This window comes from Gammaproteobacteria bacterium (assembly GCA_013003425.1).
Taxonomy (GTDB): Bacteria; Pseudomonadota; Gammaproteobacteria; order Steroidobacterales; family JABDKV01; genus JABDJB01.
Genome location: JABDJB010000069.1, coordinates 1 through 17,521 on the forward strand (window position 1 = coordinate 1; position 17,521 = coordinate 17,521).

A 17,521-nucleotide genomic window follows, 5' to 3' on the forward strand; every position below is an offset into this window, starting at 1 on the left:
GCCCCGGCGAACGCCCGAGCGCATGCAGGCCTCGGCCTGCGGCCTCGCAACAGGAGTCGCTCCGCGACCCGTCCGGTCTGCGTGTCGGGATACACGCAAATCCGGCCGGGAATCCGAACAGCCCGACACAGAAAAAAGCCGTTGCAAAGCAACGGCGGATAAACAATTGGTCGGGGTGAGAGGGTGAGCCGGAAGAAGGCGAAGCGCCAGCTTCGCCCCGGCGAACGCCCGAGCGCATGCAGGCGCTCGGGCCGGGAATCCGAACAGCCCGACACAGAAAAAAGCCGTTGCAAAGCAACGGCGGATAAACAATTGGTCGGGGTGAGAGGATTTGAACCTCCGGCCCCTGCCTCCCGAAGACAGTGCTCTACCAGGCTGAGCTACACCCCGTTGCTGAGTATCAGTACGACCGGTCTACGGATAGTCTGGCCAGTGCGCTCAATGCGTCTTTGTAGTCCGAGTCGGGAACCGCCTGGATAGCCTCCAGGGCAGCCTCGGCTTCACGTCGAGCGAGCTGCGCAGTGTACTGAAGGGCCTCGGTCGATTCAATCACGCCCATTACTTCATTTATATGGTCCAGGCCGCCGGCCTCGATTGCCTTGCGCATCAGGTTGACCTGTTCCGGGGTTCCGCGGCGCATGGCGTGGATCAGCGGCAGCGTCGGTTTGCCCTCGGCAAGGTCGTCACCGATATTCTTGCCCAGTTCCTCCGGTGACGCGCTGTAATCGAGTACATCGTCGATCAGCTGGAATGCAGTGCCCAGGTGGCGACCATAGCGCGACAGTTGTTCCTCCAGCGCGGCAGGCTGGTCTGCAAGTACGGCCGCTATTTGCACGCCAGCTTCGAACAGCTTTGCTGTCTTGCGGTGAATTACCTTCAGGTAGGCATCTTCTGTGGTATCCGGGTCGTGGCAGTTGACCAGCTGCATTACCTCGCCCTCGGCGATGGTATTGGTCGCGTTTGCGAGTATCTGCATGACACGCATGCGGTCTATCTCGACCATCATCTGGAAAGCGCGCGAATACAAAAAGTCACCGACCAGCACGCTGGCTTCGTTACCCCATACCGTATTAGCCGTTTCCTGGCCGCGGCGCAGGGCAGAGGCATCGACAACATCGTCATGCAGTAATGTGGCCGTGTGAATAAACTCGATGATCGCTGCGGCCTTGATATGGTCCGAGCCGGTGTAGCCGCAGGCGCGCGACGCGACTATGACAAGTGCCGGGCGCAGACGCTTGCCGCCGCTGCCAATGATGTAATTGGCGACCTGGTCGATCAGGACCACATCGCTGTGGAGCTGGTGCCGGATCTCGTCATCGACGGCGGCCAGGTCATCGCCCACCAGCGAGCGGACGGAGTCCATAGTTGCGGGGCGCGGCGCCGGGCGTGTCTGGGCTTCTTGCATGAGGCCATTATCCCGAGGTTTGGCCCCGTCCCCAAGTCCCGCGGCTGGCGGGCCCCGGGGCCTGCCAGGCTGGTCCAGGGGCAAAGGCAGGCCTGGCGGCCGGCAGGGCCGGCCCCCTGCAGGCTACAGGGCCGTTGACCCGCCCCGATGATGCCTTTAGAATGCGCGGTCTTTGTCTGCGAACAATCTGATTTATCGGGAGTTTTGGCATGTATGCCGTAATCCGTACCGGTGGCAAGCAATACCGGGTGACCGAGGGAAGTTCTCTCAAGGTCGAAAAAATTGAAGGCGCCGAAGGCGATTCGGTCGAGTTTAACGATGTACTGCTCGTCGGCAACGGTGCCGATGTAACCGTCGGCGCGCCCGTTGTTGCGGGCAGCAAGGTTACCGCCACGGTGGAAGAGCAGGGCCGTTCGCGTAAAGTCGACGTTGTGAAATTTAAACGACGTAAAGGCTACAAGCGCCAGCATGGCCACCGCCAGCACTTCACGAAAGTGCGCGTCACGTCGATCACGGCCGGTTGAGGAGCTAAAAGATGGCACACAAGAAAGCAGGCGGCAGCAGCAAGAACGGCCGCGAATCAGAATCCAAACGGCTTGGCGTTAAAATGTACGGCGGCCAGGCTGTGCGCGCCGGCAACATTATCGTGCGCCAGCGGGGCACGCAGTTTCATCCCGGCGTGAATGTCGGCATTGGTCGTGATCACACCTTGTTCGCGACTGCCGACGGCAAGGTACGGTTTGAAAAGAAGGGCGATAAGGGGCGTAAATACGTCAACGTCGTCAGCGACTGACGCGGTTGCAAAACCGGTTCGAAAAAACCCCGCCTGCGCGGGGTTTTTAGTTTGTGTTTCGGTCGCCTCTATAATGGGGCGATTCTCGCGATGACGCTGGATATATCGCAATGAAGTTTGTCGATGAAGCAACGGTACGCGTTTATGCGGGCAATGGCGGTCACGGTATCGTCAGCTTCCGGCGGGAGAAATACGTGCCGTTTGGTGGTCCGGATGGCGGTGATGGCGGCAAAGGTGGCGATGTTTATCTCGTCGCCGACGGTGCCATCAATACGCTGGTCGATTTTCGTGTCGGGCGTGCCTACCGGGCCCAGCATGGCGAGAGCGGCCGCGGGCGCAACCAGACCGGAGCCTCCGGCGACGACCTGGAAGTGCCGGTTCCGGTCGGGACCATCGTGCACGACATGGATACTGGCGAACTGATTGGTGACCTGACCGAGGCGGACCAGCGTCTGCTGGTCGGGCGCGGCGGCCGGCCCGGTGTCGGCAACACCCGTTTCAAATCCAGTACCAATCGCGCGCCGAGACAGGCCACCCGCGGCACCCAGGGGGAATTCCGCTACCTGCGGCTGGAACTCAACCTGCTGGCTGATGTTGGTCTGGTCGGTTTGCCGAATGCGGGCAAGTCGACCCTGCTGCGCAGCCTGTCAGCCGCAAAACCAAAAGTGGCGGATTACCCCTTCACGACGCTGCACCCGGTGCTGGGTGTGGTGGCAGTGAATCGTCATCGCAGCTTTGTAATGGCTGATATTCCGGGCCTCATCGAGGGCGCGGCCGAGGGTGCCGGGCTGGGAACGCGGTTCCTGCGTCATATCCAGCGCACCGGATTGCTCCTGCACCTGGTCGACATATCGGCCCACACCGACCCGGTCGACGACGTTGGCACGATTGCCGCGGAGTTGAGCAAGTTCAATGCCGAACTGGCGCAGCGCGAGCGCTGGCTGCTGCTCAACAAGATCGATATGTTCCCGCAGGATGAAATAGACGCACGCTGCAACGATATTGTCGAGCGCCTGGGCTGGAACGGCCGGGTTTATCGTATTTCAGCCCTGTCGGGTGGCGGCACGCACGTGCTCGCCAATGCGGTCATGGACCGGCTCGATGAACTCGAAGCCGGCGAGCAGGCAGATTAGGACAAAGCGCGTACGCGTGTGTTGAGCCGGCTCTTGTGACGCGCAGCTTTGTTTTTATGAATGATCCCTTTGACGACCATGGTGTCAATTACCGGCACGGCCTGCTTGTAGGCTTCCTGTGCCGCTGTCTTGTCGCCTGACTCGATCGCTTTCAGTACCAGCTTGATCTGGGTGCGCATCCGCGAGCGCAGGGCCATGTTGTGGGCACGTCGCTTGACGGCCTGGCGGGCGCGCTTTGCTGATGATTTTATGTTGGCCAAAATCTCTCTCCGTTATTTTCTGCTGCTTCTTCTGCTCAGGAGGAGACGGCTGGCGCCGCTCCCGCCCCGGCGGAAGGGCGCGTAGTCTCGCCGCTTTTCCCAGTCTTGTCAACGCGTTCCACGGGGTGAGCGTGGCGGGCGGGCAGTGTGACCGGTATGATCGGCGCTGTTCTGTGCAGCGGCCCTCCGCATGAGCCCCAAACTGTTGCGATCCACATACGTGGTCGGCGGGATGACTCTGGTCTCGCGTATCACGGGCTTTATACGCGATATCGTGTTCGCGCGGGCATTCGGTGCCGGCATGGGCATGGATGCCTTCGTGGTCGCCTTCCAGATCCCCAATTTTCTCCGTCGGCTGTTTGGCGAGGGGGCCTTCTCGCAGGCCTTCGTGCCGGTATTTTCCGAGTACCACAGCCAGCGCAGCCGGACGGAAGTCCGCGAGCTGGCTGCACGGGTGACCGGGACGTTCGCCGTAATTTTGCTGGTTGTCACTATAGTCGGGATTGTTGCTGCGCCGCTCCTGATCCTGCTGTTCAGCGCTGGCTTCGCGGCCAACGCAGATCAGTACGGGCTCGCCGTTGCCATGTTGCGGCTGACTTTTCCGTACCTGTTTTTCATCTCGCTGACGGCACTGGCCGCTGGCGTGCTCAATACACTCGGGCGCTTTGCCGTGCCGGCCATCACGCCGGTGCTGCTGAACCTGTGTTTCATAGCTGCGGCGCTGGCGCTGGCGCCGCAGATGGAACAGCCGGTCATGGGGCTGGCCATTGCGGTGTTCGTTGCAGGCATTGTGCAACTTGCCTTCCAGCTGCCGTTCCTTGCACGCGAGGGTGTGCTGTCCATGCCGCGCTGGGGCGCCGGTCACGAGGGCGTCAAACGAATTTTTGTCCTGATGCTGCCGGCGATATTCGGATCGTCGGTAGCCCAGGTGAACCTGCTGATAGATCGTCACATCGCATCGTGGTTGCAAACGGGCAGCATCAGCTGGTTGTACTATTCAGACCGGCTGATGGAATTTCCCCTGGGTGTATTCGGTATCGCGCTGGGAACGGTAATCCTCCCGGGCTTGTCGCGACATTATTCAGACAAGGACATGGGGATGTTTTCGGCCACCGTTGACTGGTCGCTGCGACTGATGCTGCTGATCATGCTGCCGGCGGCTGTTGCCCTGTTCATGCTGGCGGTGCCGGTGATCAGCACCTTATTCCAGTATGGCGACTTCGTTGCGCGAGACACGCGCATGGCCAGCTATAGCGTAATGGCCTATGCCATCGGGCTGCTCGGCTTTGCGCTCGTAAAAGTTCTGGCGCCGGCCTATTTCTCGCGCCAGGACACGCGCACCCCGGTGCGTATCGGTGTCATCGCGATGGTGGCTAATGTGGCTCTCAACCTGGTGCTGGTAGTCGCAATGGTACGCAGCGGTTTTTCTGCGCCGCATACCGGTCTCGCCCTGGCGACCGGCCTGTCCGCTCTGCTGAATGCGGCGTTGCTTTATCGCGGGCTGCGGCGGCGTGAGGTCTACACGCCGGAACCCGGCTGGATCGTGCTGCTGCTTCGCTTTGCTGCAGCCAATGCGGTCATGACGGTTGCGTTGTACTTTATCGCCGGACCGGTGCAATGGTGGATTGATGCCGATTGGATGGCGCGCGTGATGCGTTTGACCCAGTGTGTGATTGGTGGTGCCGTAGTGTACGGCGCGGCCTTGCTGTTATCCGGCTTTCGACCACATCAGCTGCGCGCGAGGGCAGCCGGCTGATGGAGTTCATCCGGGGTATTGGCAATCTGCGCGAGCGTCACCGGAACTGTGTAGCCACCATCGGCAACTACGATGGCGTGCATCGCGGGCACCAGGCGGTTATTGCCGCTGTCATCGCGCGCGCGCAGCAACTGGGCTGTCCGTCGGCTGCCGTCGTTTTCGAGCCAACCCCGCAGGAGTTTTTTACCGGCTCGCGTGCCCCGGCGCGACTGACCACGTTGCGTGAGAAACTCCAGCAACTGGATGCCTCCGGGCTGGATCGGGTGTTGTGCGTCCGGTTTAACCGGCGCGTTGCCAGCATGTCGCCGCAGCAGTTCATTGACCGGCTCATTAAACAGGGTCTGGCGGTGCGTCACCTGACCGTGGGCGCGGATTTTCGTTTCGGGCGGGATCGTGGCGGAGATTTTGCCATGCTGGTTGCGGCGGGCGAGACGCTCGGGTTCGGCGTAACCGCCATCGATGACTTTGCACTGGACGGCGACAGGGTGAGCAGCTCTGCGGTACGCGAGGCTCTGGCACGCGGTGACCTGCAGTTGGCTGCGCGGCTGCTGGGACGGGCCTATTCGATGTCCGGGCGGGTGCAACGCGGCCAGCAGCTCGGTCGCCGGCTCGGTTTTCCGACAGCCAATATCCCGCCACGGCGCCGGGTGCTGCCGCTGCATGGTGTGTTCGCCGTCCGGGTGGGCGGTGTCACGGATACCAGCATGCCAGGCGTGGCCAGCCTCGGTGTGCGACCGATGGTCGACGGCGTCGACCCGCTGCTGGAGGTGCACCTGTTCGACTTCGATGCAGATATTTACGGTTGCCAGGTGCAGGTGGAGTTTGTCGAGCGGCTGCGTGAGGAGCGGGTATTTACTGATTTGCATGCGATGGTCGACCAGATGCACGAGGATGCCGCCCGGGCTCGCGAACTGCTCGGCGTCGGGCCTGCCGAATAAGCACAGCGTCGTGGTAACCTTGCCAGCTTGATTTCCCGGGGCAATTGACGTGTCTGACAACCCGAAAAAACAATACAAGCAGACGCTGAATCTGCCGCAGACGGCATTTCCCATGCGTGCCAACCTGGCGCAGCGCGAGCCAGGCATGCTGGAGCAGTGGGAGCGTGACGAGCTTTACCAGACGATACGCGAAGTATCACGTGGCCGGCCAAAGTTCATGCTGCCGGACGGTCCTCCCTATGCCAACGGCTCGATACACATGGGGCATGCCGTTAATAAGGTGTTGAAGGACATCATCGTCAAGTTTCACACGCTCGATGGCCGTGACGCCCCATATGTGCCCGGCTGGGATTGCCACGGCCTGCCTATCGAGCACCAGGTCGAGCGCAAGCACGGACGTTTCGACGACATGCTGGAACTGCGCCAGGCGTGCCGCGAGTACGCAATGAAGCAGGTCGAGCAGCAGCGACGCGATTTCCGCCGCCTGGGTGTACTTGGTGACTGGGACCGGCCATACCTGACGATGGCGCCGCGTTATGAGGCCGAACAGCTGCGCGCGCTCGCCGCCATCATAGCCAATGGTCACGTTTACAAAGGCTACAAGCCGGTCCACTGGTGCCTGGACTGCCGTTCGGCGCTTGCCGAGGCCGAGGTCGAGTACCAGGACAAGACTTCACCGAGCATCGATGTGCGGTTTCCGTTTGCCGATGAAAAGAAGTTTGCGGCGGTTTGGGGTCCGGGCGACCTGGGCGAGGGCACGTTGTCTGTCCCGATCTGGACGACGACGCCGTGGACCCTGCCGGGAAACCAGGCTGTCGCGATCCATCCGGAATTCAGTTACACGCTTGTGCAGTGTGAGGTCGATGGTTCCAGAGAGCGGTTGCTGGTTGCAACCGACCTGCTGCAGTCGTTCCTGCAGCGGGTCGACGCGGAATCTGTCGCGGTTCTCGGCGAACGCCGCGGCGCGGTTTTTGGCGGGCTCAAACTGCGGCACCCGTTCTATGATCGCCCCTCGCCGGTAATACTCGCCGATCACGTTACGCTGGAAGCGGGTACCGGCGCGGTGCACACGGCACCGGGTCATGGCCAGGAAGACTTTGCCGCCGGTGTGGCTAATGACCTGCCGCTGGATAATCCGGTCGGCAGCGACGGTTGTTTCCTTCCTGATGTTCCGCTGTTTGCCGGTGAGCATGTGCTCAAGGCAAACGACCATGTAATTGAAGTGTTGCAGCAGCACGGCGCGCTGCTGCATCTGGAGAAATACCCGCATAGTTATCCGCATTGCTGGCGTCACAAATCGCCGCTGATTTTTCGCGCCACGCCGCAGTGGTTTATCAGTATGGACGAGAAGGGTCTGCGGGCGACTGCGCTGGAAGAGATCAGAAAAGTCAGGTGGACACCGGACTGGGCGCAACAGCGCATAGAAGCGATGGTGGAAGGCCGTCCGGACTGGTGTATTTCACGGCAGCGGGCATGGGGTGTGCCCATAGCGGTGTTTGCCCATCGGCAGACCAATGACCTGCATCCACGCACCGTGGAGATCCTGGAGCAGCTGGCGGCCCGTATTGGCGAAGACGGGCCGGATTCGTTTGCGGTGTGGCAGGCAGCAGATGCCGCCGAGCTGATTGGTGACGACGCGGACGAATACGAAAAAGTCACCGATACCATGGATGTCTGGTTTGACTCCGGCTGCTCGCACTTTTGTACGCCGCCCGCTTTCCCGCAGCTGGAGTTTCCGGCCGATTTGTACCTGGAAGGTTCTGACCAGCATCGGGGCTGGTTCCAGAGTTCCTTGCTGACCTCCGTCGCCATCAACGGACATGCGCCTTATCGTGGAGTGTTGACGCACGGTTTTGCGGTCGATGAGGGCGGCCGCAAGATGTCCAAGTCCATCGGCAATGTGATCGAGCCACAGAAGATCGTCGGCACGCTCGGTGCGGATATTCTGCGGCTGTGGGTCGCGGCGGCCGATTTCAGTGGCGAGATCAATGTATCGGACGAAATTCTCCGCCGCCTGTCCGATTCGTACCGCCGTATGCGCAACACCACCAGGTTCCTGCTGGGCAACCTGCATGGCTATGACGCGACCAGCGACGAGGTGCCGGTCGGTGAGATGCTGGCGCTCGATCGCTGGGCGCTTGATACCGCGGCGAAGCTGCAGGAAGAAATCCTTCAGGCCTACCGGGATTATGAGTTCCACCTTATCTATCAGAAGGTGCACAATTTCTGTGCGGTCGATATGGGGCGCTTCTATCTCGATATCATCAAGGATCGTCTGTACACCATGCCGACAGGCAGCCGCGGGCGTCGCTCCGCGCAAACGGCCATGTTTCACATTGCCGAAGCGATGGTGCGCTGGCTGGCGCCGGTGCTCAGTTTTACGGCCGAGGAAGTCTGGCAGGCGTTGCCGCAACCGCGCTCCGGCGAACGCGATATGTCAGTGTTGCTGTCGCAATGGCACGCCATTCCCTCTGGTGACGAGCACGAGCTCGACTGGCCTGCCCTGATAGCCGTTCGCGATGCGGTTAACCGGGAGCTGGAACGTGAGCGCGAGAGAGGTGAGCTGGGTTCGGCGCTTGCCGCCGAAGTCGATTTGTATTGCGAGGCACCGCTGCACGATGCGTTGGCACAGCTCGGTGACGAGCTGCGTTTCCTGCTGATCACTTCAGAGGCCAAAGCGCACGCTGCGGCAGACCGACCGGCAGATGCCATCGCCATCGAGGATGGCCTGTGGATGCAGGTAACGGTCAGCCAGCACGCCAAGTGCCAGCGCTGCTGGCACCGGCGGGCCGATGTCGGGTCGTCGCAGGCGCACCCGGAGATCTGCGGCCGGTGTATCGACAACATTGACGGTGATGGCGAAGCACGGCGGTGGGTGTGACAACACAAGATGCCAGCCGGTCGGGGCGCAGTGCCAGGGGCTGGCTTGTGTTGTCGGCATTGATAATCGCCGCTGATCAGCTGACAAAGCTGTATATCGTCAACAACCTGGTGTATCGCCAGGTGATCGAAGTCTCTCCGCTGCTGGATATTACCCGCCTGCATAACACCGGGGCGGCGTTCAGCCTGCTGGCAGACATGGGTGGGTGGCAGCGCTGGTTTTTTATCGCGCTTGGCAGCGCCGTGAGCGCGCTGATTGCCGTGTGGCTGACCCGGCTGCAGGTTCCGGCGCAGCGGTTACTGGCGGCTGGCCTGGCGCTGATACTCGGTGGGGCGCTGGGTAACGTGATCGACCGGCTGGTCTACGGTCACGTCGTTGATTTTATACACGCGCACTATGGCGACTGGTATTGGCCGGCATTCAATGTTGCTGACAGTGCGATTACCGTGGGTGCCGCGATTCTAATACTCGACACGATCCTGGATGCCCGCCGTCAGCGCCGCGCGACAAAAGAAAAATAACAGGGGCCGTTCAGGCTGTCGGTTCGGCCTGCCGCCTCAGCGCGGTCAGCATTTCTTCCACAACCACCGCGGTGTCACGGGATTTGTCGTGTGAACGACTGACCGGTGTGAGGCCGGGGAAGCCGGGCCTGTGTGCCAGGGCCCTTACCAGTTCATCCAGATTGATAGGCCGATGGGGATTCATTTGTTGGCTTCTCCGCCGCGAAAACTCACGACTACGTCCTGCTTGGTGTCGCCCAGCGAGAACAGCGGTCCGTGTTCCTGCAGCGCGTGGGGTGTCAGCTGTTCTCCGTCGGCCTTGCTCCGGGTGACGTCGTGGCGCGACCTGAACAGTCGTGCCAGCCAGTTACGAATTCCAGTGTGTAAGACAAACATCAGGCCAGGAAGGCTCCGGGAGGGCTGCAACGCGGCAATTATAGGAAAGCCGCGCGCGCGGTTATGTGTGCCGGATCACAGATCGGCTTTTACATAAGCCAGTTTGCAGCGCCTAGCGCCAGCAGATGTCGGTAGTGTTATTTTCGTCGTCGTCTCTGGCGAATTTTGTGCCTTGCTCGTCCAGGCTGAAAAACGCACATTTCTTGTCGGCAGTCTGGCCGCCCGTGGCCGTCGCTGCAGCGTCAAAGCCCTGCAGATCAGCATTGTTGATCTGCAGCGTAAAGTGGCCGTCACCGCTTGCGGTACCGAGGTCGAGGCCACTTGCACCGAGATCATTGGTGTAGGTGTTGTTTTGCAGATAAAACTTTTCCTGCGCGGCGGCGACACGCAGCAACGCGGCCATTGCGTCACTCCGCTGCGAGCGCAGGACGTGACCGCGATAGTTGGGTACCGCAATGGCCGCCAGGATGATCAGGATAGCGACCGTGATCATCAGCTCAGTAAGTGTAAACCCTGTTTGCCTGTTCACCGGTCAACTTCCTCCTGTACCCAGTATGTGCGGCGCGGCCGGTTATCAATGATCGGGTCGATGGCTTCGGTGCCGACCAGCAGCGTAATTTCACTGACCGGCTGGTCGCCAGCGTCACAGTCATCGCAAGGTGGCGGCGTAAACACCAGTGCCGGTGTGGGTGGGATTCCCGGGCTGCCAAGTTCGTCGTACCGGTCACCGGGTGCTGGCGTGTCCGTGTTGTAGTTAAGCGGTGAGCCCGAGAGGATGTCGACCGTGTACAGCCGGCCACTGCCCAGCACAGAGGTTGGTTTGCAAGTGGGCTGGAAGCTGCCCGGCACATATGTTGTAAAAAATATGCGGTCAAGCACCGTCAGCGGCGCAGACAGGGATTTTTCAGCCGAATCGAACTCGATCAGCCACCCCTTGCGCGTGTCCAGATCATCGACGCCGGGCGTCACGTTATCCGTAACGTCCAGCAGATCATTGGGCCGGATCGGATCAGGGTAGCGCACCTGCTGGGTCGACGGGTCGACCGGTGCGGCGAACACATTCAGATCGCGCATCATGAAAAAGCCGTCCCGGACATCAGCCTCCAGGGGATGAGCGCGATGACCGGTACCGACCGATACTGTCAGGAAGCTACCAAAATTCTCGTCAATGATTCGAGTGACGCTTGGCGCGCTGTAGATACGACGATTGCCGGCCTCGCCGCCGCCGCCGAGTTCTGCAAACACGGTGCCGGTGATGGTGCTGTCACTGTTATCAATGTCGAAACGCCACACCCGGGCACGGGTATCGCCGACGTAAATGCGGTCGTCAAATCCGTCCTGGTTGGTGTCGATCACGCGCAGATCGGAGGGAATGCTGTGCGTCATGTCCTCCAGCGTCAGATCTGCTTCTTCGCGAATACTCGCCCACCATAGCCGCTCCCCGGTGAGTGCATCGACCATGTAAATGGCGCGACCCATATCGTCATCGCTGGTCGGGCGGTTCTTTGCGTCCTGGTTGGTGTCGTAGCCACCTGCAAAGAACAATACCTGCTTCGGGCTGCCGTCCCACCGGATTCTGGAAACGATTGGCGCGGACCAGGTCTGACCCAGTTCGGCAAAATCGCCGCTGCCACCTTCAATGGTCCAGGCGAGCCTGGGATTGGTGACATCGGTGATATCCAGTGCGTAGTAGTCGCGGCCACCGCGGCGCATGCCGGCAAACAGGTAGGCTCGTTCACCCGATTCAACGACCCGGTCGTTATCCTGCTCGTCGATCCAGACCCGAATGTCGCCATCCATCCCGTAAGCCTTGCGGGCGGTGAACTGTTGCTGCGGCAGGTTGCTGCGCAGGTCCTGCAGCTGGGGCAGCAGGTCGCTGGGTATGAAGGCAAAATGTTCGATGTCAGTTTCGCCGCGCAGCCTGGACTCCGGGTCTATTGCGTGCAGGAAGCCGTCATTGGTGCCGAAAAACAGCGCGAAATTGTCGCCGGCGTAGGCCACAAGGGTGGGCTGGCTGTGCAGCGGATCGCCGATAACCTGGCGCGCATTGCCGTCGCTGTCCAGCCCGCGCGCCCACTGCAGCAGCGCTTCGCGCTGATCGTCGGCAACACCAAGCATCGCTGCTGTCAGGCTGCCGTTGTCTTCGTGGACGGCATTGGAGCCGGCCGTAAGCAACCCGCTGGTTATGTTGGAGTAAATGTTGCGGCTTGTGCTCAGGGTGCCTGCAAAGCCACCCTCAGCGACGGTTTCATCCGGCAGCAGCGACCAGTAGCTTTGTGCGCCCTGCGCAAACAGACCATTTTCGTCAACGGCGGCACGGCCGTTGGCGTCAACGATAGTGGGCGTGCCGGATCCACCTGAGCCGTTTGGCCGGCCAATGCGGAATTTTTTCAGATTACCGTCCCAGTGCGGTTCGCCCCGGGTCGAGGGCTGGAACATCGCAAAGTAAACATCCTCGCGGTTGGTCAGCCGATTCTGTACATCAACTGACAGTGACGGTGCGGTAAAGCTCTCGGCGTCCGTCTGGATTGCCTCGATGATTTCGTTGAAGGCCCGTGCCAGGTCGTCTTCATCATCGGCAATAAAATAGCCGCTACGCATTACCGGGTTACCGTCGCTGTCCAGCACTGGATTGCCATCGGCATCAAGCACCGGTAGTTCACCGGTCGCGGCCTCTGATAACAGTTCCTGATCGGTGCGGAAACCGATAGTAAAGGTGGTAACGGTCTGGTCATCGGGCAAGGCATTGTCCGTGCGCTGGTCAACGTCGAAAAGATACTTGCTCAACTCGTCAAGACAGTTGCCTGAGCAGGAGCCCTGGCTGGTTGCGAAGCCGGGCAGGCCTTCGATACGGGTGTTGGCATCGGTATCGCTGACCGGCAGGCCATCGGTCAGTAACACAACGTAATTGCGCTGGCACTGCAGTTCGATGGGGCTGATGTAATTACCGTTGCTGTCCTGCGACGACGCAATTGACGGGCGCGCCCCATCCGAGTCGAAAGAGTTGTTGCCGAAATCGACCGGGCGGCCGGTGTAGTAGAGCGCCGCCTCGTACAGGGTTTCTGCCAACGGCGTACCACCACCGGGTGACATTGACTCGACGGCGGCGATGACCTGGTCGCGACCCTGTTCTATCGGCACCATTTCCTGCAGCACCATGCCGCCCTGGCCATCGGTGGAGAAGCGCATCAGGCCGACACGCACGCCGCTGATCCGCGACATGACGTTGCGTACCACCCGTTGCAGAACCTGCATGCGGGTGGACACGGTTGATTCGGCGCCGGATTGCTGAATCCAGTTGAGGTAATTGCTGCTGAAAAACGAATACAGATCGCGCGACGTCCAGTCGATTTCTACTCCGTCGTTTGTGGCCCATGGGCCATCGGCGCCATCGGCGGCGTAAAAATCGCCATCAATATTGCCATGAAGGCCACGGTCCGCCTCGCATTCCGTCAGCCGATCGGCGCTGTTGGGCTGGCCGGTCGAAGCGCCGTCTGCAACCGGTTGCCAGCTGGCAGGTTCCAGTGTGGCATCCCATTGGGCGAACTGCCCGCGGTAGGTGCCGCTGCCGCTGATAACCCGGCGTGCGGTCTGGCAGTGAAATGTCGCGTCGTTGACATAGTTGACCGAGGCGCAATCGGGCAGTGTTACCGTGCCCGATGTTTCCCGACGCCAGTAGAAGCGGTTGGCAGGGCAGTCACCGGTATAGGTGACCGATGCGTCGTAGTCCTTGCTTACCACTACATCACTGGCCATGCTGCCCGACGAATCCATTATGAACAGCACGTTGGGATTTCCCGGGTTGAGCATGGTGCCGGTCAGTATCTCGGTGTCATCGGCGCCGGCCGCGGCGTGAATTCCGCAACCGAGCATCACACCGGCGATAAAAGCGGCGCTGCGGCGCCTGGAGTATTTGTCGTTCATGTGGATCAGTTCCAGTAGAGAATGCGGGTGATGCGCAATGTGGCCGGATCGAACAGCACAGTGGCACCCCGGTCTTTCAGTTGTGCAGCCTGTTCGAGGCTGAGCAATGACCGCCCGCGCTCGATGCGCGTGCTGGCATCGGCCTGCAGGGCGAGAAGTTCACAGTCGTCGCATATACGGGCGTAGACGCGGGCTGATGATTTGCCGTTGAGCTGGAGCGAGAGGGCCATTACCTCGGCTGCTTCCTCCAGGTTGATCAGCGTGCCGGCCGCAGCTGTGGCAGACAGCGACAGTGAGAGAAACAGTGTGCAAAGTGCGTTACGCATGGTCATTTCCTCAGCGGCCGTCGGGATTGGGCGCAAGCACGAAATATCCGGCGCGCTGGGTTGATCGCGCGCCACGCGCGGGCGTCGTGGCGGCGCCGCGGCTCTCGAAGTGCACCTGGCTGGAGGCTTCGCCAAACGCGACGTAGCCCTGGAACGAAGTATTCACCGCAACATTGACAACGGGCGTCCCGCTGGTGTCGCTGTAGCTGTAGTTGGTGGTCGGTCGCACAGGGTCGTTGCGAAGTTCCGCCCCGGTCAGCGTCACCTGGCCTGGCGCGATGCGCATTTCGGCCATAATGGCGGACTCGGCACCCTGGAAAGCGTATTGGCCACGCTGCATGTTGTCAGCCATGGCGGCCTCGAGCGTGGCGGTGTTGAGTCCTGCAACACCCAGCAGCGTGAGGATCATCAGCAGGACCAGCCCGACGATCAGGGCTGCGCCCCGTTGCCGGTGCGGCAATGAAATGTTCATAACTCACCTTCTCTTATGGATTCATTTCTCAGAAAAATCGTGCGCGAAACCAGCAGACGGCGAAAATTCGCGGCTGCACCGGCCGGCGTGAATTGCTGGTCGGCATAGGTATAAGTGCGCGTGTCGTTGAAGCCTGGTTCCGGGCGATCGGCTCGCATACGCAGCCAGACCCGTACCGCACGTATCCGCGGATTGGTTGCCAGAACCGCGTTGTCCGGGTCGACATAGCGGTCGACGGCGCCATCGTCATTTCGATCGATGCCGAACTGGACCTGGAGGTCCTCGATGCCGGAAATCACTTCCTGGTCGATCATCGTCGGCGTGCCACCAACGGTCGTCAGGCCCTGGCGCCGCAATGACGGCAGGCTGTCGCCGGCAATGGTGTAAGGCCGCACGTGGTATACGTGGGCAACAAGTGCGTTGTTCTGCCCATCGCTTATGGGCGGTTCGGCCGCACCGGCAAACAGGCTCCCTTCGCCGGTTTCGTGGGTGCGTACGTAAATACGCCCCGCCTCTAGTTGCGCAGTGGCAAAGTTGCGGCCGCTGGCATGGCGCAATTGCAGCGTATCGGTACCGGCGCGATGGTCTGCCGCGTCGATGCAGTCGAGGCCCGGATCTGCATTGTTACTGGCCGCCAGGCTGACCTGCACATCAATGGCCCAGCTGGTGTCGCAGTCGCCGGTCACGGCCACAGCGAGCGGGTTGGCGCTGCCGGCACGACGGTCAATGGTCACGCCGTTGGTATGTCGGCCCCAGTAGCCGGCCAGGCGTATATCGGGCTCGATTACGTCCAGCGCCCACCGGGCGTTTTCCTGCATTCGCGCCAGCGTATCGTTGATGTTCAGCGTGCTGCGCGCTTCGTCATAGACATAGATGGCACCACCGATCAGCACGATGCCGATCGACATTGCCACCATGAGCTCTATCAGGCTGAATCCGCTTTCCTGTTTCATTGCTGCACCGTCAGGCGATAGTCACGGGTCTGACCCTTGTCGGACCACGACACCGTGATAACCAGTGAATCGGGGTCGGTGGCCGTATCCAGATCGATACGGCCGGCACCGCCAGGCAGTCCGGTTGCGGCTGAAGGCTCGATGGCCGAGCGCCATTCCCAGACATCGTAAGCTGCCATCTGGTCAGGCGTGCAGTCACCCGGTGCCGCGCCGCTGGCGGTATCGGCACACGCGACGCCGGGTGCGGCCCCGGCAGCGCCGGCGCCGACGTTGTAATTTCCAGCCGGGTTGGCGCGAATGCGATCGGCCATGTCAGCGGTCAGGTTGACGGCGTGTGTGCGCTGCAGTGCCGAGTAGCCGGTGCGTACACCGTCGATATGCAGCGCTGCAATACCGAGCATTCCGATCGACAGCACGACCAGCGCTACCAGAACCTCAATCAGGGAAAATCCATGCAGCGGTTTCATTCGCAGGTTACCCCCAGGTCCGGGCGGTCATCGACCGTGGCCACAACCGGACGGCCGGTCTGCGGCACGCTGATTACACGCCCGAAACGATCGCTGGACCGGTCGTCGCAAAACAACAGGAAACCTGCAGCCGACAGGGCGCCGAGATTGGGAAAGCCGGAGGCGAGATAGGTCAGTGATGTCTGCAGTGGCTGGTCCGCTGGCACCGTCACCTGCACCGAGCCTTTCATACCGGCCTCGCGGCGCAGTATTGGCTCGTCAGTCTCGCGGCTGCCGTTACCGTTGTCGTCGACAAACGCCATCCAGCCGTCGTGCCAGGGCGAAGTGCTGTCACAGCTGGGGTCATCGGGAGTGATGTCAGCTGAGGTACAGATCGATACAGGTCCGCGTCGCTTGATGGCTTCGCTGCGAGCCAGTTGCAGCGAGGCAATCATGTTGTTGACCGATGCGGTCATGCGGCTGTTACGCACCGTGCTCTGAAATGTCGGCGCGCCGATGGTCAGCACCAGTGCCACAATGACCAGTGTGTACAGCAGCTCTATCAGTGTGAATCCCCGGACCATAAAAACCCTTCCGCTCAGTCCCTGTGAATATTGCTGCCGGCATTCTGCGGCCGGCGTATGGCGCTATTTTAGGGTGTTGGCGACGTTTCCGGCCGAATGGCCGACGATCGGTGTAATCAGGGTGACAAGTGGTCGGGTACAACGGGATGTGACAAGTGTGGCGCGACTCAGCAGACCAGTTCACTGCCGTCCGCACGGCTGCGTGCGGCCCGCGGCCGGCCGGTATAGCTGACGATAACCGCGCGTGCACGCGCCGCGCCGCGCCGGTCGCACAGGGTAAGCGTGCCATTTGTGCTGCGCAGCCCGATGCGATGGAAGGCGTAGAAATTGCGGTTACTCGAAAGCTCCAGCTGCGACAGCGGACCGTGGCGCTGTATGACCGGTTCATCGTCGTCCAGGCGGGGTGGACGCAAGCGGTCACGATTGACGAAAATAACCCATCCTTTTTGCCACTGCGCATCTGCGCCGCACGGCGTGCTGCCGGCCGGGCAGATTACAACCTGGTCGTTGCGACGGATCGCGGTGCTGCGGGCCAGGTGCACCGACGTAATCAGGTCGTTGACTGCGGCAGTCAGGCGGGCGTCGGCGACAACTGACCGGAACGCGGGTACACCAATCCCGGTGACCAGTAACGCCAGCGCCAGCGTCGCCAGCACCTCTGTCATTGTCATGCCGTCGTTTCGCCACATGTGCAACATCCCTGTCGCTGAAGACCATCCTTGGTCATGCCAGAGTATCGGCACGGACAGGCTGT

Annotated in this window: 17 protein-coding genes, 1 tRNA gene and 2 pseudogenes; 7 read left to right on the forward strand and 13 right to left on the reverse strand. The window is 61.0% G+C overall.

What is annotated here, in order from left to right; all coding sequences use genetic code 11:
- Window positions 1-313: 313 nt before the first annotated feature.
- Window positions 314-390, reverse strand: a tRNA-Pro gene (locus HKN06_10135).
- Window positions 391-400: 10 nt separating this feature from the next.
- Entirely contained in the window at window positions 401-1,363 is a 963-nt protein-coding gene (gene ispB / locus HKN06_10140; GenBank protein NNF61671.1) for an octaprenyl diphosphate synthase, read from the reverse strand.
- Between the two features lie 251 nt (window positions 1,364-1,614).
- Between ispB and rplU the strand changes: the two genes are divergently transcribed.
- The 3 genes from rplU to obgE all read left to right on the forward strand — a co-directional run bounded on the left by rplU (window position 1,615) and on the right by obgE (window position 3,331).
- Entirely contained in the window at window positions 1,615-1,929 is a 315-nt protein-coding gene (rplU, locus tag HKN06_10145; protein NNF61672.1) for a 50S ribosomal protein L21, read from the forward strand.
- An 11-nt stretch (window positions 1,930-1,940) separates the two neighbouring features.
- Window positions 1,941-2,198, forward strand: a complete 258-nt coding sequence (gene rpmA / locus HKN06_10150) for a 50S ribosomal protein L27 (GenBank protein ID NNF61673.1) — start codon at window positions 1,941-1,943, stop codon at window positions 2,196-2,198.
- Window positions 2,199-2,308: 110 nt separating this feature from the next.
- Entirely contained in the window at window positions 2,309-3,331 is a 1,023-nt protein-coding gene (obgE, locus tag HKN06_10155) for a GTPase ObgE (protein NNF61674.1), read from the forward strand.
- Here obgE and rpsT read toward each other — a convergent pair.
- Window positions 3,328-3,591 carry a 30S ribosomal protein S20 gene (gene rpsT / locus HKN06_10160; GenBank protein NNF61675.1) on the reverse strand — a complete coding sequence of 88 codons (264 nt, stop codon included), beginning with the start codon at window positions 3,589-3,591 and terminating at the stop codon, window positions 3,328-3,330. The genes obgE and rpsT overlap by 4 nt on opposite strands.
- A 190-nt stretch (window positions 3,592-3,781) precedes the next feature.
- On the opposite strand from rpsT, the gene murJ reads away from it, so the two are divergent.
- The 4 genes from murJ to HKN06_10180 are packed head-to-tail and all read left to right on the forward strand — an operon-like array spanning window position 3,782 to window position 9,687.
- Window positions 3,782-5,347: a murein biosynthesis integral membrane protein MurJ gene (murJ, locus tag HKN06_10165; protein ID NNF61676.1), complete on the forward strand. Its 1,566-nt coding sequence runs from the start codon at window positions 3,782-3,784 to the stop codon at window positions 5,345-5,347.
- Window positions 5,347-6,285, forward strand: coding sequence for a bifunctional riboflavin kinase/FAD synthetase (gene ribF / locus HKN06_10170; protein ID NNF61677.1), 939 nt, complete (start codon window positions 5,347-5,349; stop codon window positions 6,283-6,285). The genes murJ and ribF overlap by 1 nt, the downstream gene beginning before the upstream one ends.
- A 49-nt stretch (window positions 6,286-6,334) precedes the next feature.
- Window positions 6,335-9,166 (forward strand): isoleucine--tRNA ligase, encoded by a 2,832-nt coding sequence (ileS, locus tag HKN06_10175; GenBank protein NNF61678.1) that lies wholly within the window; start codon window positions 6,335-6,337, stop codon window positions 9,164-9,166.
- Entirely contained in the window at window positions 9,157-9,687 is a 531-nt protein-coding gene (locus HKN06_10180) for a lipoprotein signal peptidase (GenBank protein NNF61679.1), read from the forward strand. Before ileS ends, HKN06_10180 begins: the two co-directional genes overlap by 10 nt.
- 10 nt (window positions 9,688-9,697) lie before the next feature.
- On the opposite strand, the gene HKN06_10185 is transcribed toward HKN06_10180, so the two are convergent.
- From HKN06_10185 to HKN06_10230, 10 genes and pseudogenes are all read right to left on the reverse strand, one after another.
- On the reverse strand, window positions 9,698-9,871 hold the full coding sequence (locus HKN06_10185) for a hypothetical protein (GenBank protein NNF61680.1): 174 nt from the start codon (window positions 9,869-9,871) through the stop codon (window positions 9,698-9,700).
- Entirely contained in the window at window positions 9,868-10,062 is a 195-nt protein-coding gene (locus HKN06_10190) for a hypothetical protein (protein NNF61681.1), read from the reverse strand. Before HKN06_10190 ends, HKN06_10185 begins: the two co-directional genes overlap by 4 nt.
- Window positions 10,063-10,174: 112 nt before the next feature.
- Window positions 10,175-10,615: pseudogene (locus tag HKN06_10195) on the reverse strand (prepilin-type N-terminal cleavage/methylation domain-containing protein).
- 719 nt (window positions 10,616-11,334) lie between these two features.
- Window positions 11,335-13,986: pseudogene (locus HKN06_10200) on the reverse strand (PQQ-binding-like beta-propeller repeat protein).
- Between the two features lie 5 nt (window positions 13,987-13,991).
- A complete protein-coding gene (locus HKN06_10205) occupies window positions 13,992-14,312 on the reverse strand; it encodes a hypothetical protein (protein ID NNF61682.1) in 321 nt (106 codons plus the stop codon).
- 10 nt (window positions 14,313-14,322) lie between these two features.
- Window positions 14,323-14,784, reverse strand: a complete 462-nt coding sequence (locus tag HKN06_10210; GenBank protein ID NNF61683.1) for a hypothetical protein — start codon at window positions 14,782-14,784, stop codon at window positions 14,323-14,325.
- A complete protein-coding gene (locus HKN06_10215; GenBank protein ID NNF61684.1) occupies window positions 14,781-15,737 on the reverse strand; it encodes a prepilin-type N-terminal cleavage/methylation domain-containing protein in 957 nt (318 codons plus the stop codon). Before HKN06_10215 ends, HKN06_10210 begins: the two co-directional genes overlap by 4 nt.
- The gene (gene pilV, locus HKN06_10220; protein ID NNF61685.1) at window positions 15,734-16,204 is read right to left on the reverse strand and encodes a type IV pilus modification protein PilV; all 471 of its coding nucleotides are present in this window, start codon (window positions 16,202-16,204) and stop codon (window positions 15,734-15,736) included. The genes HKN06_10215 and pilV overlap by 4 nt, the downstream gene beginning before the upstream one ends.
- Complete coding sequence (locus HKN06_10225) at window positions 16,201-16,767, reverse strand: prepilin-type N-terminal cleavage/methylation domain-containing protein (GenBank protein ID NNF61686.1); 567 nt, start codon at window positions 16,765-16,767, stop codon at window positions 16,201-16,203. Before HKN06_10225 ends, pilV begins: the two co-directional genes overlap by 4 nt.
- Window positions 16,768-16,934: 167 nt before the next feature.
- On the reverse strand, window positions 16,935-17,456 hold the full coding sequence (locus tag HKN06_10230; GenBank protein NNF61687.1) for a type II transport protein: 522 nt from the start codon (window positions 17,454-17,456) through the stop codon (window positions 16,935-16,937).
- Window positions 17,457-17,521 lie beyond the last annotated feature (65 nt).

Coding starts and splice junctions, on each gene's coding strand:
- ispB (NNF61671.1), bottom strand. CDS start 1,363: ATGGACTCCGTCCGCTCGCTGGTGGGCGATGACCTGGCCGCCGTCGAT.
- rplU (NNF61672.1), top strand. CDS start 1,615: ATGTATGCCGTAATCCGTACCGGTGGCAAGCAATACCGGGTGACCGAG.
- HKN06_10190 (NNF61681.1), bottom strand. CDS start 10,062: ATGTTTGTCTTACACACTGGAATTCGTAACTGGCTGGCACGACTGTTC.
- pilV (NNF61685.1), bottom strand. CDS start 16,204: ATGAAACCGCTGCATGGATTTTCCCTGATTGAGGTTCTGGTAGCGCTG.
- ribF (NNF61677.1), top strand. CDS start 5,347: ATGGAGTTCATCCGGGGTATTGGCAATCTGCGCGAGCGTCACCGGAAC.
- HKN06_10230 (NNF61687.1), bottom strand. CDS start 17,456: ATGTGGCGAAACGACGGCATGACAATGACAGAGGTGCTGGCGACGCTG.
- HKN06_10210 (NNF61683.1), bottom strand. CDS start 14,784: ATGAACATTTCATTGCCGCACCGGCAACGGGGCGCAGCCCTGATCGTC.
- HKN06_10205 (NNF61682.1), bottom strand. CDS start 14,312: ATGCGTAACGCACTTTGCACACTGTTTCTCTCACTGTCGCTGTCTGCC.
- HKN06_10225 (NNF61686.1), bottom strand. CDS start 16,767: ATGGTCCGGGGATTCACACTGATAGAGCTGCTGTACACACTGGTCATT.
- HKN06_10215 (NNF61684.1), bottom strand. CDS start 15,737: ATGAAACAGGAAAGCGGATTCAGCCTGATAGAGCTCATGGTGGCAATG.
- HKN06_10185 (NNF61680.1), bottom strand. CDS start 9,871: ATGAATCCCCATCGGCCTATCAATCTGGATGAACTGGTAAGGGCCCTG.
- obgE (NNF61674.1), top strand. CDS start 2,309: ATGAAGTTTGTCGATGAAGCAACGGTACGCGTTTATGCGGGCAATGGC.
- rpmA (NNF61673.1), top strand. CDS start 1,941: ATGGCACACAAGAAAGCAGGCGGCAGCAGCAAGAACGGCCGCGAATCA.
- murJ (NNF61676.1), top strand. CDS start 3,782: ATGAGCCCCAAACTGTTGCGATCCACATACGTGGTCGGCGGGATGACT.